12 protein-coding genes are annotated in these 13,240 nt (G+C 66.2%); 4 read left to right on the forward strand and 8 right to left on the reverse strand.

Going from position 1 to position 13,240, the window contains the following annotated elements; translation table 11 throughout:
• Nucleotides 1–387 precede the first annotated feature (387 nt).
• The 4 genes from E3T39_RS03230 to E3T39_RS03245 are packed head-to-tail and all read right to left on the reverse strand — an operon-like array spanning nt 388 to nt 3,570.
• Complete coding sequence (locus E3T39_RS03230; protein ID WP_134513318.1) at nt 388–1,167, reverse strand: alpha/beta fold hydrolase; 780 nt, start codon at nt 1,165–1,167, stop codon at nt 388–390.
• On the reverse strand, nt 1,157–1,486 hold the full coding sequence (locus tag E3T39_RS03235) for a biotin/lipoyl-containing protein (protein WP_134513319.1): 330 nt from the start codon (nt 1,484–1,486) through the stop codon (nt 1,157–1,159). Before E3T39_RS03235 ends, E3T39_RS03230 begins: the two co-directional genes overlap by 11 nt.
• Entirely contained in the window at nt 1,479–2,504 is a 1,026-nt protein-coding gene (locus tag E3T39_RS03240) for an alpha-ketoacid dehydrogenase subunit beta (protein WP_134513320.1), read from the reverse strand. The genes E3T39_RS03235 and E3T39_RS03240 overlap by 8 nt, the downstream gene beginning before the upstream one ends.
• Nucleotides 2,497–3,570, reverse strand: a complete 1,074-nt coding sequence (locus E3T39_RS03245; protein WP_134513321.1) for a thiamine pyrophosphate-dependent enzyme — start codon at nt 3,568–3,570, stop codon at nt 2,497–2,499. The genes E3T39_RS03240 and E3T39_RS03245 overlap by 8 nt, the downstream gene beginning before the upstream one ends.
• 203 nt (nt 3,571–3,773) lie before the next feature.
• Here E3T39_RS03245 and E3T39_RS03250 point away from each other — a divergent pair, with 203 nt between their 5' ends.
• The 4 genes from E3T39_RS03250 (at nt 3,774) to E3T39_RS03265 (ending at nt 9,887) form a co-directional block, all read left to right on the forward strand.
• Nucleotides 3,774–4,262 (forward strand): Lrp/AsnC family transcriptional regulator, encoded by a 489-nt coding sequence (locus tag E3T39_RS03250; protein WP_134513322.1) that lies wholly within the window; start codon nt 3,774–3,776, stop codon nt 4,260–4,262.
• Between the two features lie 168 nt (nt 4,263–4,430).
• Nucleotides 4,431–7,898, forward strand: a complete 3,468-nt coding sequence (locus E3T39_RS03255; protein WP_134513323.1) for a DEAD/DEAH box helicase — start codon at nt 4,431–4,433, stop codon at nt 7,896–7,898.
• Between the two features lie 76 nt (nt 7,899–7,974).
• Complete coding sequence (locus tag E3T39_RS03260; protein WP_134513324.1) at nt 7,975–9,297, forward strand: glycosyltransferase 87 family protein; 1,323 nt, start codon at nt 7,975–7,977, stop codon at nt 9,295–9,297.
• Nucleotides 9,294–9,887 carry a histidine phosphatase family protein gene (locus E3T39_RS03265; RefSeq protein WP_134513325.1) on the forward strand — a complete coding sequence of 198 codons (594 nt, stop codon included), beginning with the start codon at nt 9,294–9,296 and terminating at the stop codon, nt 9,885–9,887. Before E3T39_RS03260 ends, E3T39_RS03265 begins: the two co-directional genes overlap by 4 nt.
• A 16-nt stretch (nt 9,888–9,903) precedes the next feature.
• Here the strand turns inward: E3T39_RS03265 and E3T39_RS03270 are convergent, their stop codons facing one another.
• From E3T39_RS03270 to E3T39_RS03285, 4 genes are all read right to left on the reverse strand, one after another.
• Nucleotides 9,904–11,028: a class I SAM-dependent methyltransferase gene (locus tag E3T39_RS03270; RefSeq protein WP_241979509.1), complete on the reverse strand. Its 1,125-nt coding sequence runs from the start codon at nt 11,026–11,028 to the stop codon at nt 9,904–9,906.
• A gap of 171 nt (nt 11,029–11,199) precedes the next feature.
• Nucleotides 11,200–11,613 carry a heat shock protein transcriptional repressor HspR gene (locus E3T39_RS03275; protein ID WP_104191711.1) on the reverse strand — a complete coding sequence of 138 codons (414 nt, stop codon included), beginning with the start codon at nt 11,611–11,613 and terminating at the stop codon, nt 11,200–11,202.
• 2 nt (nt 11,614–11,615) lie between these two features.
• On the reverse strand, nt 11,616–12,617 hold the full coding sequence (locus E3T39_RS03280; RefSeq protein ID WP_134513327.1) for a DnaJ C-terminal domain-containing protein: 1,002 nt from the start codon (nt 12,615–12,617) through the stop codon (nt 11,616–11,618).
• Nucleotides 12,610–13,236 (reverse strand): nucleotide exchange factor GrpE, encoded by a 627-nt coding sequence (locus E3T39_RS03285; protein WP_134513328.1) that lies wholly within the window; start codon nt 13,234–13,236, stop codon nt 12,610–12,612. The genes E3T39_RS03280 and E3T39_RS03285 overlap by 8 nt, the downstream gene beginning before the upstream one ends.
• Between the last annotated feature and the right edge of the window lie 4 nt (nt 13,237–13,240).

Consider the following 13,240-nt stretch of genomic DNA (forward strand, 5'->3'; position numbering starts at 1 on the left):
GGCCGGATGAAGCTGGCACTCTGACGTGATACGAAACATGGACGGGCACAGCGGTGGCGCTACGTCGTTCGAAACCCGAGAAAGTGTCCGCTGAGCGTTCGGCGAATTCAACCGGTCGTCGTTCAAGAGGACTGGTTGCTCGCAACGAACATCGCCACCGTACAGGTGGTCCCGCTGACGTCGACTATGGGCTTGGAGACGTTCCCCGGCAACGTCCTCATTTCCGCTGAGGCCGCCGGGCTCGAGAAGGACTCCGTTGCCGTTGTCTCTCAGGTCGGCCCGGTCAACCGCGAGTACCTCGACGCCTGTCCCGCCGGGCATGTCCCTGCGTACCTGCTCGCCGAGATCGGCTCGGGCATCCGACTCGTACTAGGGTCGGCCCCACGGTCAGCGACCGAGAAATTCGATCGCGGCCTGCTTGAACGCCCGAGAGCTCACGGCGTTGGTGTGGGTGCGGGCGGGCAGCCACAGCACCTCGGAGCCGCCGGCGAGCGCCGCGAGTTGGGTGGTTCCGGTTGCGAGCACGTCGCGGTCACCTGTCACGAATAGTAGCGGCCGCGCCGGAACGGATGCGCCCGGCTCGAACCGTTCCGCCTTGATCGCAGCGACCAGCCGCAACAGGGCGGGGGCGTTGGCGCCCGGAGCGAGCTGCATCAGCGTCATCAGCGAGGCGGTCGACGCGTGCGCGATCGCACTGGCGTCGGCGAGAAACCGGTCGGCCGCGTCGAGGTCGAAGTCGGCGAGTGGATCCTCGGCGCTCATCCCGCCGAGCACCGCGCGATTGATCAGGTCGGGCCGTTCGGCGGCGAGTTCCCAGGCCAGGCGTGAGCCGAGTGAGTAGCCGACCAGGTCGACACCGGTGGCGGGGTTGCCAGCCTCACGCACGCGGATGCCGGCGAGGGCGAGCACCTCGAGAACGGCCGCGCGCAGGCGGCTGGGGGCGTAGACATCCGTTTCGAGCGGAGCCGAGCTCTCGCCGTGACCGAGCAGGTCGACGGTTAGCACGCGCCGGCCGGCAGCGGTCAGGTCACGCACCCAGCCGGTCGCCTCCCAGTTGAGTGCGGTCGACGAGGCGAAGCCGTGCACCAGCAGCACCGGGGCGCGGCCAGCGTCGAGAGCGGGCTCGTGCTGCTGCCAGTGCAGGGTGCTGGCGATGTCAGTCCTCATCGAGCACGACCGAGAGGCGCACGCGGCGTTTCGGGGCGGCCTCCTGCGGCACCGTGCCCACGATGCCGGCGGAATCGTCGGCGACCGCGAAGGTGATCAGCGGCCTGTCGACGAGCACGACATCGCCGGGCTCGCCGTGCAGCGTGAGCACAATGCCTGCGATCGGCGAGGGCAGCTCCACCGACGACTTGGTCGTTTCCACCTCGACGAAGGGCTGGTTGCGTTCGACCTGGTCGCCCACCTTGACCAGCCATTCGAGTACGGTCGCCTCGAGCAGTCCCTCTCCGAGGTCGGGCAGTGGAAATGAGATTTCAGCCACGGCGGTACTCCAATACTCGCTGAACTCCGAAGAGGATTCGATCAATGTTCGGGATGTACTCGTCTTCGAGATCGCCAGAGGGGTACGGCACGTCGAAGCCGGTCACGCGCTCAACCGGCGCCCGCAGCGTGTCGAAACAGCTCTGCGAAACCAGCGCCGCGACCTCGGCGCCGAGGCCAGCGGTGTGCGGCCCCTCGTGCACGACGATGGCGCGACGCGTGCGCGAAACGGATGCCGCCAGCCCCGCCTCGTCGATCGGCTTCAGCCAGCGCAGGTCGAGCACCTCGAGTTCGATGCCATCTTCCGCGGCCAGCTCCGCGACCTGCAGGCAGCGGGAAACCATGGCGCCCCAGGCGACAAGGGTGGCGTGCTTGCCGGGGCGGGCAATCACCGACCCCTCGAGAGAAATGCTGTCCTGGTCATCAGCCAGGTCGACCGCTGCCTTGTTCCAGTAACGCGCCTTCGGCTCCATGAAAATGACCGGGTCTGGCATCGAGGCGGCGTGCTTGAGCAGGTGATAGGCCTGCTGTGGGTTGGACGGCGACACAACCTTGAGCCCGGGTACGTGTGCGAACAGCGATTCGAGGCTTTCACCGTGGTGTTCCGGAGCGCGAATACCGCCGAAGCTCGGCACCCGCAGCGTGACCGGCATGGGCAGGCGTCCGCGGCTGCGATAGTTCATGCGGGCGAGCTGCGTGATGATCTGGTTCACCGCGGGGTAGGCGAAACCGTCGAACTGCACCTCGGGAATGGGATGGAACCCGGCCATGGCCAGCCCGATCGCGGTGCCGAGAATACCCGACTCTGCCAGCGGGGTGTCGAACACCCGGTTCGCGCCGAAGCGCTGCTGCAGACCGTCGGTGACCCGAAAGACTCCGCCGAGCACGCCGACGTCTTCACCGAAGATGAGGGCGCGGTCGTCGTGTTCGAGAATCTCACCGAGTGCCCGGTTGATGGCCTGCTGCATCGAGAGCTGCAGAAGCGGGGTCTCGCGTACAAGTTCGAGAGTCTCAGACATGCTCGGATTCCTCTCTCCACTGGCGCGCCTGGGCGCCGAGCGTCGGCGTTGATTCTTGAAAAACAAAGTCGAACATTTCGCTGCCGGGTCGGCTGGTGAGGTCCACGACACCGTCGCGAATCTCATCGGCCCGAGCCTGCGCCTGCGCGTCGGCCTCGGCGAAGAAGGCCGCGTCGGCCATGCCGCGCTCGAGCAGCGCCGCACGGAACCGGCTCAGCGGGTCTTCTCCGCCGTCGATTTTCTCGTCATCGAGGGTGCGATAGCGGCCAGGGTCGTCGCTCGTGGAGTGCGGACCGCGCCGATAGGTCATGGCCTCAACCACGACCGGGCCGAGGCCGGCTCGGGCGTGGGCTGCGGCACGCCGGGTGGCATCGAGTACGGCGAGCACGTCGTTGCCGTCAACCCGCACGGCCGGCATTCCGTAGCCCGCACCGCGTGCGGCGACCGAACCGCCAGCCACCTGCTGCTCGGTCGGCACCGATATGGCCCAACCGTTGTTCTGCACGAAGAACACCACCGGCGCCGTCAAAATGGCGGCGAAGTTCATGGCCTCGTGCACGTCACCCTGCGAGCTTGCGCCATCGCCGAGAAAGGCCAGGGCGACGCCGAGCCCGGCAGTGGATGAACTGTTCAGGGTCTGGCCGTTCAGGGTCTGACCGTGCGCCCAGCCGACCGCGTGCAGCACGGATCCGCCGACAACCGCCTGAAAGGGTGCGAAGTGGGTGGCGACCGGATCGTAGAGTCCGCCATGCCAGATCGCCTTGTGCGTCGACATGTACTCGACCATGTTCACGCCGAGAGTGTAGGCGACGCCCATCTCGCGGTAGGTCGGAAAGGCGAAGTCCCGGGCCTTGTCGACGCCGAATCCGGCACCGACCTGGGCGGCCTCTTGTCCGAGCATCGGCGCGTAGCCGGGAATGAGGCCCTGCCGCTGCCAGGCGACCGCCGACGTGTCGAGCTGCCGCACGTTTGTCAGCATCCGGTACAGGTCACGGAGCTGATCCGGGCCGGGAACTGCAGCATCCGCTATTCGCGGAGGAAGGGTGTCAAGGGCGCGAGGCGCCATGCTGGCTCCTTCTAGTAGGTGTGTGGGCGGTCTCCAGCAAAGTTAGTGACTTTGCCGAGCGTCTGCCACAGTGACTAATTAGAGTGCACAGTTTGCGAAAATTTGTGTGATCTTTGCACCAGGCACCATACAATTGGTACACAACGCTGTTCGGCAAAGCGGCGCAGCAACGCAGCTCCGCCGGCACACGAAAGGTCCCGCCCATGGATGTCGATCCATTGGATTCCCGCCTCGTCACCCTGTTTTGCGAACGGCCCAAGCTCTCGGTACTCGAGGCCTCGCGGCGGCTGAAGGTCGCGCGGGCCACGGTGCAGGCCCGCCTCGACCGCCTGATGAGCCGCGGGGTGATCAAATCGTGGGCGCCCATGCTCAACCCGAGTGAGTTCGGTTATCCGGTTACCGCCTACTGCTCACTCACCGTGCGGCAGGATTCCGGCCACGCCGTTGTCGTAGCGGCCCTCGCAAAGATTCCCGAGATCCTCGAACTGCACACGGTCTCCGGCGACAGCGACATGCTGGCCCGGGTCGTCGCCCGGTCGAACGCCGACGTGCAGCGCGTTCTCGACCTGATCGTCGCAACGCAGACGGTCGTGCGCTCGTCGAGCGTGATCGTGCTGCAGACCCATATTGAAGCGCAGGCCCTCGCGCTGCTGCAGGCCACCGCCGCTGCCACTCCCTCACCCGCTGGCTAACCGGCATCCGCCATTGTCTCGGCACTCGTTAGAGTTCGGGGCACCCCTGGTTAGGAGTGCCACCGTCTCCGACGAGTGCCGCCAGAGCGGCGGCATCAGCGCCGGGCCGGGCAGCCGCCCGTGAGACAATAGAGGTTGGTCCCTTTTTCTTACGGAGCTCCCTCACCTATGGCCCATTCCCTCAGCACTCACGAGATCGCCCGCATCGTCGGCAGCCAGTCGTTCTCGCGCGGTGAACGGTACGCCCGAAACGGGCACGTCATCGAACAGTCCTGGGCCCCGTCGGGAACACACCTCACCGGTCGAGTGAGTGGCACCAGCCCACAGCCGTACACCGTGCTTGTTTCGTTCACACTCAATGCCGCCGGCCAGGCGGTGAGGGCCAGCGGAACCTGCACCTGCCCCATGGGCAGCAACTGCAAGCACGTCGCCGCCTTGCTTCTGGCCAGCCGCGGCACGCCCACCGAGTTGAACGCCGAGCGCGCCGCCTCGAACGTGCGGGCCATCGGCGACCGCCGCACCCCGGTGTTCGAATCGACTTTCGTGCCGGGGGCGTATCAGCCGTCCACCCCGGCACCGGTCGTTCCCATTCGCCCGCCGGTTCCTGCCTGGCGCGCCGCCCTGGCGCCGATCGCCAAGGCGACTGCCGGCGACACCGTCACGAGTACGGCGCTCGCGCTACAGTTCGACCTGCTCGACCCCGCCTACAGCCCCAACCGACGCACAGGACCCCGCCGTCTCGGCGCACGCCCCATGGTGATGGGCAAGAAGGGCAAGTGGATTCGAGGCTCCCTCACCTGGGACAACCTGTCCTGGACCCCCGGCACCTACAACCGCGGCCACCGCAAAATTCTCAACGCCCTCTACGCACTCTCGGCCACCGGCCAGCGTTATTACAGCTACACCGACCACTGGCTCTACCTCGACAACTTCGAAAATAAGGCCCTCTGGGACCTGCTGCACGAAGCACAATTGAGCGGGCTACCGATGGTCTACGCAACGGATGCCCAGAATCCCGTTCTGCTCTCGCCCACGCCGGCCGCGCTCGAGTTGAATATTCGCCGCGACGACGAGGGCCTGCAACTGACCCCGCTGCTCATGCTGGGCGAACAGCTACACCGCGGCGCCGAATTCGGCTTCATTGGCGACCCAGCGCACGGCGCCTACACGTTCACCAGCCCCGCTGACCCGCTCGCGACCGGCCAGCAGCTCGTTCTCGCACCGCTGAATGTGCAGGTCAGCTCTGAGATCCGCGCGCTCGCTGTCACCGGGGGCTTTGACATTCCGGCCGACGACGAGCCGGCCTTCCTCTCCGATTACTACCCGTTTCTGCAGCAAAAATTGACCCTGACCAGCCACGACGCCTCGTTCGAGCTGCCCAGAACGGCCCGACCCCAGCTGGCGTTGACGATCACCCACCAAACGGATGCCCGCATCACCGTCGCCTGGGAATGGCACTACGTCGCCCCCACCGAATCGGGCACCGCCCCAGGGCCGGACGCGATCAGTATGGACGCCGTCGAACCGGCCCCCGTGCTGTACCGCCACCCGCTGCGCCCGACGCCCGGCGACACCCGCTTTCGCGACCTGACCCGCGAACACGACACGCTGCAAGCGGTCGACCGCGAGATCGCCTCGTTCACGGGGCTCTGGCAACCCGCCACGCCGATCAGCCCGGCCCGGCTGCTCGAACAGTCGGAGCTTCGCAGCGCCGTCATGATCACGTTTCTCGGCGAGGCCGTGCCGAAACTCGAGGCGGCCGGCATTGTCGTGCAGGTCTCGGCCGACGCCCCCAGCTACCGCGAAGCCGACGAAGCGCCCGTGATCAGCCTCGCCACCACCGAAAGCACCTCCAATCGCGACTGGTTCGACCTCGCCGTCACCGTGACGATCGAGGGCGAAGACATCCCCTTCGACGACCTCTTTCGGGCGCTGGCCACCGACCAGGACCTAATGATCCTCGACAGCGGCACGTACTTCAGCCTCGACCGACCCGAGCTCCAGCAGCTTCGGCGCCTGATCGAAGAGGCGCGCGGCCTGCAAGAGAGCAACGCCGGTACGCTCGGCCTCAGTCGCTTTCAGGCCGACCTGTGGGACGAACTGCAATTGCTCGGAGTCGTCGCCGAGCAGGCCGCGTCCTGGCGCAGCGCCGTCGAGGGTCTCGCCGCACTGCAAGGCTCGGCCGAGGCCACCCCCATCGCCGAACGCCCGCTACCGCCGGCCGTGCACGCCACCCTGCGTGCTTACCAGCAGACCGGATTCGACTGGCTCAGTTTTCTCTACGACCACCAGCTCGGCGGCGTGCTCGCCGACGATATGGGCCTCGGCAAGACACTCCAGGCGATCGCACTGATCGCCCACGCCCGGGACAGCCAACGCGCCGAGCCGGCAGCGGCCCGCAAGCCCTTTCTCGTGGTCGCTCCCACGAGCGTCGTCTCCAACTGGGCCACGGAGTGTGCCCGGTTCGCGCCCGACCTGAAGACGGTCGCCATCACCCAGACCGCCGGCAAGCGCGGCTCCAGCCTGGCTGACGTGATGGGTGAAGCGGATGTTGTGATCACCTCCTACACGCTCTTCCGCCTCGACTTCGAGGAGTACAACGCGCACGACTGGGCCGGGCTGCTGCTCGACGAGGCCCAGTTCGTGAAGAACCACCAGAGCAAGGCGCACGTCTGCGCCCGCCGTCTGCGCACCCCGTTCAAGCTCGCCATCACCGGCACCCCGATGGAAAACAACCTGATGGAGCTGTGGTCGCTGCTGTCCATCACGGCGCCCGGCCTGTTCCCGAGCCCGAGCCGCTTCGCCGACTACTACCGCAAGCCCATTGAAACGGATGCCGACGCCGACCGGCTCGCGCAGCTGCGCCGCCGCATCCGTCCCTTCATGCTGCGACGCACGAAGGCCGAAGTGGCCAGCGACCTGCCCGAGAAGCAGGAGCAGGTGCTCGAACTCGACCTGCACCCGAGACACCGCAAGGTCTACGACATGCACCTTGCGCGGGAACGGCAGAAGGTGCTCGGCCTGATCGAGGACATGAACGCGAACCGGTTCGAGATTTTTCGCTCACTCACCATGCTGCGCCAGCTCAGCCTGGACGCAAGCCTGTACGACAAAAAGTACGACAGTGTTCCCTCGACCAAGCTCGACGCCCTGCTGGAGCTGCTGGAAGACACCGTTGCCGAGGGTCACCGAACCCTCATCTTCAGCCAGTTCACCCAGTACCTTGGCAAGGCGCGGGATCGGCTCGACGCCGCCGGAATCAGCTATTCCTACCTCGACGGCAAGACCCGCAACCGGGCCAAGGCCATCAGCGACTTCAAAGAGGGCTCGAGCTCCGTCTTTCTGATCAGCCTCAAGGCCGGTGGATTCGGCCTCAACCTCACCGAAGCTGACTACGTCATTCTGCTCGACCCGTGGTGGAACCCGGCCACCGAAGCCCAGGCCGTCGACCGCGTGCACCGCATCGGCCAGACCAAGAACGTCATGGTGTACCGGCTGGTGTCCAAAGACACCATCGAAGAAAAGGTCATGGCCCTCAAAGCCACCAAGGCCCGACTGTTCGAAAGCGTCATGACCGACGGTGCACCGCAGGGCACCGCCCTGACCGCCGCCGACATTCGCGAACTGCTGGCCTGAGGCGACACCAACAGTTCATCCGGCACCCCTAGACTGCACGCGACTGCACCACGTCGCACACTGCAGAAACGGTCCCATGTCCACCATTTTCGATCGGGTCGACGCCCGTCTGGCTCGCACGCTCACCCCGGCTCGCCGCCTCACGCTGCAACGCCCACGCACCCTCGCGCTCGGTTTTCTCGGTCTGCACGCGGTGTTCCTGTTCGCCCTGCTGCCCACCATCCTGACCGGCGGAGTACTCGGCGACCTTCCGCTGTACCGCGCCTGGGCTGACCTCGGCCTGGAGCACGGCGTCTGGCAGGGTATCGATACCGAGTGGGTGTACCCAATCGGCGCCATGCTGCCGATCGCATTCGCTGGTATCGCCGGTCCGCTGCTCTACCAACTCCTCTGGTTTCTACTGACCACCGCGTTAAATGCCGTCGCGGTCGGAGCGCTCACCGATTGGGGACGCCGCCGCAGCGGCTTCAAATCGGCCTGGTACTGGCTGTTCGCGTCGTTTCTGCTGAGCCCGGTCGGGTTGCTGCGACTGGAAGGACTCACGGCACCGCTCGTCATCGTCGCACTCGTGCTGCTCGCGCGCCGGCCGGTCGTCGCCGCGGTCGTGCTGACCCTCGCCACCTGGATCAAGGTCTGGCCAGCCGCCGTGTTCCTCGCGGTGGTCACCGTATCGCCTCGCCGCCGCACGGTGGTACTCACCGGGGCGGCCGTCTCGGCGGGGGTGGCGGCATTCGTCTGGCTTGTGGGGGGCCTGCAATTTCTCACCGGTTTCGTCACCGAACAGTCTGACCGTGCCCTGCAACTCGAGGCGCCCATCACCACTCCGTGGGTGTGGCTGGCCACGCTCGGTCACCACGGCACGGTCATCTACGAGAATTTTGCCATCGCCACCCGTGAGGTGAGCGGACCCGGCACCGACCTGGTCGCTTCCCTGATGACACCGGTCATGTTTGGCGCCATCGCGTCGATTTTCGTGCTGATGCTCATTGCCCAGCATCGGCGAGCGGATGCCGCCCGACTGCTGCTGCTCGGAGCCCTCGCCCTGGTCAGCGCGTTCATCGTCTTCAACAAGGTCGGTTCACCGCAATACATGTTGTGGCTCGTGCCGGTGGTCGCGGTCGGTGTCGGCCGAAGCTGGGCTGAGTGGCGAGTGCCCGCCGTGCTGACGCTGGTTATCTCCGGCCTGACGACCCTAATCTTTCCCATTTTCTACCTGCCGCTCATCGACGGCGACCTGTTCTCCCTGGTGCTGCTGACGGCGCGCAATGCGCTGCTCGTCGCGCTGATGGGCTGGGCAATCACAGACCTGGCCCGGATGGCTTGGGCTGCGCCGGAACGGAAAGTCCACATTTCGGCCCGCCGCGCACTCCCAGTCGGCCAAGGCAGAATAGACGAGTGACCACGACGACGACCTTCGCCCTCATCCGCCACGGCCAGACCGATTGGAACGCCGCCGCGCGCATCCAGGGCGCCACCGACATTCCGCTCAACGACGTGGGGCGCGGCCAAGCAGCGGATGCCGTCGCCCCCCTGAAACGCTACGACTGGGATTTCATCGTCTCGTCCCCGCTGTCCCGCGCGGCCGAAACCGCCGACCTGATCGGTGCGCAACTGGGACTCGACACCGCCCGGCGTGTTCCGGAGCTGATCGAGCGCGACTACGGGCCCGCCGAGGGTCTCAGCGCGGGAGCCGAGCTCGACGCCCTGCGTTTTCCGGGCGGCTTCCACGGCGCTGAGACCGAGGCGGCCGTCGCGGCGCGCGGGACCGCTGCGTTGCGGCAGTTGGCCGAGCAGCATCCCGGTGCCCGCATCATCGTCGTGGCACACGGCACACTCATTCGACTGAGCCTCGAGCACGCGCTCGACCATCCCATCGGCAGCATCAATAACGCTTCACTCAACCTCGTGCAGCACCACCACGCTCACGCCGATGGCGGGGCCGCGTGGCAGCTCGACGTGCTGAACGGCGCTCCGCTCGTGCGCGCTTGACTCAGGGCGGTCGGCCCTAGCGGCCGGTCGACACCGTCACGGTGAATTTGGTGTTGCGGCCAACCTGACGGGTCGAACCGACGATGCGGGTGAGCATCGGTCGGTAGCCGAGGTGGGTGTTCCACACGGTCCACAGTTCGCCGCCCGGTGCGAGCACGCGCGCCGCGTCGATGAAGAGCTTCTCAGCGAGGCCCGCATGCACCGACGCTCCAATATGAAACGGCGGGTTGAGCAGAATTAGGTCGGCGGAGTCATCCGCCTGGCCAGACAGGCCATCGGCGCGCACCACGGTGACGCGATTGGCGAGGGCGTTGGCGTCGACGGTCGCGCGAGCGGATGCGACGGCCACGGCCGACTGATCCGTCGCGAGTACCTGCAGCAGCGGGCGCTGGGCAGCCAATGCCGCAGCGAGCACTCCGGTGCCGCAGCCCAGGTCAATGGCACGCTCGGCGTCGGGCTTCATCCGGTCGAGCACCTCGAGCAGCGCCCGGGTGCCGATGTCGATGCTGGTGCCGGCGAAGACGCCACCGTGGCCGCGCACGGTGAGGTCGAAGTCGTCGTGCCGTTCGCTGTGCGGCCAGTCGGTCGTAGATACGGCCAGTGGCGACGAGGCAATGAGCACGCGGGACTTCTGGCGGGCCGGGCGCACGTTGAGTGCACCGAAGTGGCGCCGCAGCACCTCATTCATGCTCACGGTCATGTGCTTGATGCGGCCGCCGGCAAAGACGATTACGTCCGGGGCGGCGTACTTGGCGATCGCGCCGGCGATCTCGTCGAGCGCGTCGAGGCTCTTCGGCAGCTGAAGCAGCACGACATGGGCGTCTTTCAGCAGTTCTTCGCCGAGCGGCAGTGACCGGTAGGCATCCGTCAGGTTGACGCCGGAGGCATTGCTGTCGAGCGCGTATTCGCCCGAGAGCGCGTCCTGATAGACCCGGATACCGCGGGCATTGTGCAGGGCAGCGGCGCCGAGGGTCAGGGCGCCGTAGCGATCCTCGAGCACGACGACGCCACCGGAACGGTACGCGGCAAGCGCGCCAGCGGCCTCATCGAGAATGAGACGATCACTCGCGTCGACGGCGAACAGGTTCTCCGCCTCGATGTCGGGGCGACGGCGCAAGCGGTCGAAATCAAATTCGTTCACGTTGTCGTCGGCGCCCTTCGACTGCGTCTTCGCTGTGGTGCCGGCGATGGTGTTCCGCGGCGCGGACTGGTCGTGCGTGCCCGATTCGGACATGGTTCCCCCTGAAAGTGGTGCTGGTGCAACCAGTTCGTGCTGTGAAACAGAAACGTGAAGCTTGTTACCTATAACTGACTATGGTCTGGGCTGCCGCCAGATGACAATCTGGTTGCTGCGCCTGGTGCGGGTGCCCGCCTTCATCGAAATAACATCGCCGGCCGAGCCAGCCGCGAAAACGCGGCGGCCCGGTCGGTTCAGTAGTTCGTCGGCGAGCGTCGATTCCAACTCGCGCAGGCGATTTTCGAGCCCGCGCACGTGATCCTCGAGTTCGAGGATACGACGGATGCCTTCCAAACTCACACCTTCAGACCCCAGTTCCGCAATTTCACGGAGCTTTGCCACGTCGAGCATGGAGTAACGACGGCTCTTGCCGGGGGTGCGTTCCGGGCTGACGAGGCCCAGGCGATCGTATTGGCGCAGGGTTTGCGGGTGCATGCCCGCAAGCTCAGCGGCCGTGGAAATCACGAAAACCCGGGTGGTCTCGTCCATAATCAGCCCTTGGCCCGAGCGATCAGTTCATCGCGCGGGTTTTCCTTAGGCAGTGATGCGGCGAAGGCTGCGAGTTTCTCTTCCGCATCCTTCGACAGGTGTGACGGCACAGCGACCTGCACGACGGCGAGCAGGTCGCCCGTGCCCTTGGCCGTGGCGACGCCGCGACCCTTGACCCGCAGCACGCGGCCACTGGGAGTACCGGGGGCAACGCGCAGTTTGACGGGGCTGCCGCCGAGTGTGGGCACCTCGATCGTCGCACCGAGGCTCGCCTCGACGAAAGTGACCGGTACGGTCACCCGCAGGTTGAGGCCGTCCCGGTCGAACACCGGATGCTTGCGCACGGTGATCGTCAGCACGATATCGCCCGATTCTCCGCCGTCGGGGCTGGACTGGCCTTTACCGCGCAGACGAATCTTCTGCCCGTCGGCGACTCCGGCCGGAACCTTGACCTTGATCGGTCGACCATCCTGGGTTTGCAGGCTGATCTGGTCACCCTGCGTGGCGGTGATGAAGTCGATGGTCGTCGAAGCGATCACGTCGCGCCCGCGCGTCGGTGCGCCCGACCCGCGGTAGCCGCCGGTGGGGTTGCCGAAACCGCCCCCGCCGCCGCCACCTCTGCCGAACATACCCCCGAGGATATCGTCGAAACCGCCCTGCTCGAAGGTATAACTCTGTTGGCGGCTTCCGCCGCCGAACATGCCTCCGAAAGCATCCTCGAAGCCGCCACTCTGAGCCCGGCCGCCGGGCGCGGCGAACCGCGCCCCGCTGCCCATGGCCCGGACGGCGTCATATTCCTTGCGCTGGGCGGCATCGTTCAGCACTGAATGCGCCTCGCTCAGTTCCTTGAACTTCGCCTCAGCGGCGGGGTTGCCGGGGTTGGAGTCCGGGTGGTACTTGCGAGCGAGCTTGCGGTACGCCTTCTTCAATTCGGCCGGCGTGACATCTTTCGATACCCCGAGAACCTTGTAGAAGTCTTTGTCGAACCAGTCCTGGCTAGCCATCGCTCGGTACCTGAACGACGACCTTGGCCGCGCGCAGCAGCGTAGAGCCGAGGTAGTACCCCGTCTCCGCGACGTCGCCGACGGTCTCGGTGTCGACGGCCGCACTGGGCTGTTGGAAGATCGCCTCGTGCATGGTCGGGTCGAACGGGTCGCCGACCGCACCGAACGAGGTGAGTCCGAGACGCTCAACGCTCGAACGCAGCTTGGCCGCGATCGTGGCGAAGGCCGAGTCGGGCACAAGGTCGCCGTGCTTCTCCGCCCGATAGATGTCATCGAGGACCGGGATAAGAATCTTGACGATATCCCCGGTCACGCGCTCTTTCTCGATGGCGCGGTTGGCTTCGGTACGCCGACGGTAGTTGGCGTACTCGGCCGTGACGCGCTTGAGGTCGGCGAGGTGTTCGCTCGTCGGCTCCGCAACTTCGCGTTCCGCCGCGTCCAGAATGTCCTGAACGGTCAGTTCGTCTTCTTCGATCCCGTCGGCCGAGGCATCAGCGTCGGCAGCGGATGCTGCGTCGGGCGTTGCGTCATCGGGCGCGGGCGCGCCCGCTGCTGCGGTGCCGTCATCCGGCACCCCCGCAGCGGACGCGTCGTTGTCTGGATGCTTCTTGTCAGCCATAGTT

The sequence above is a fragment of the Cryobacterium suzukii genome (assembly GCF_004403185.1).
Classification (GTDB): domain Bacteria; phylum Actinomycetota; class Actinomycetes; order Actinomycetales; family Microbacteriaceae; genus Cryobacterium; species Cryobacterium suzukii.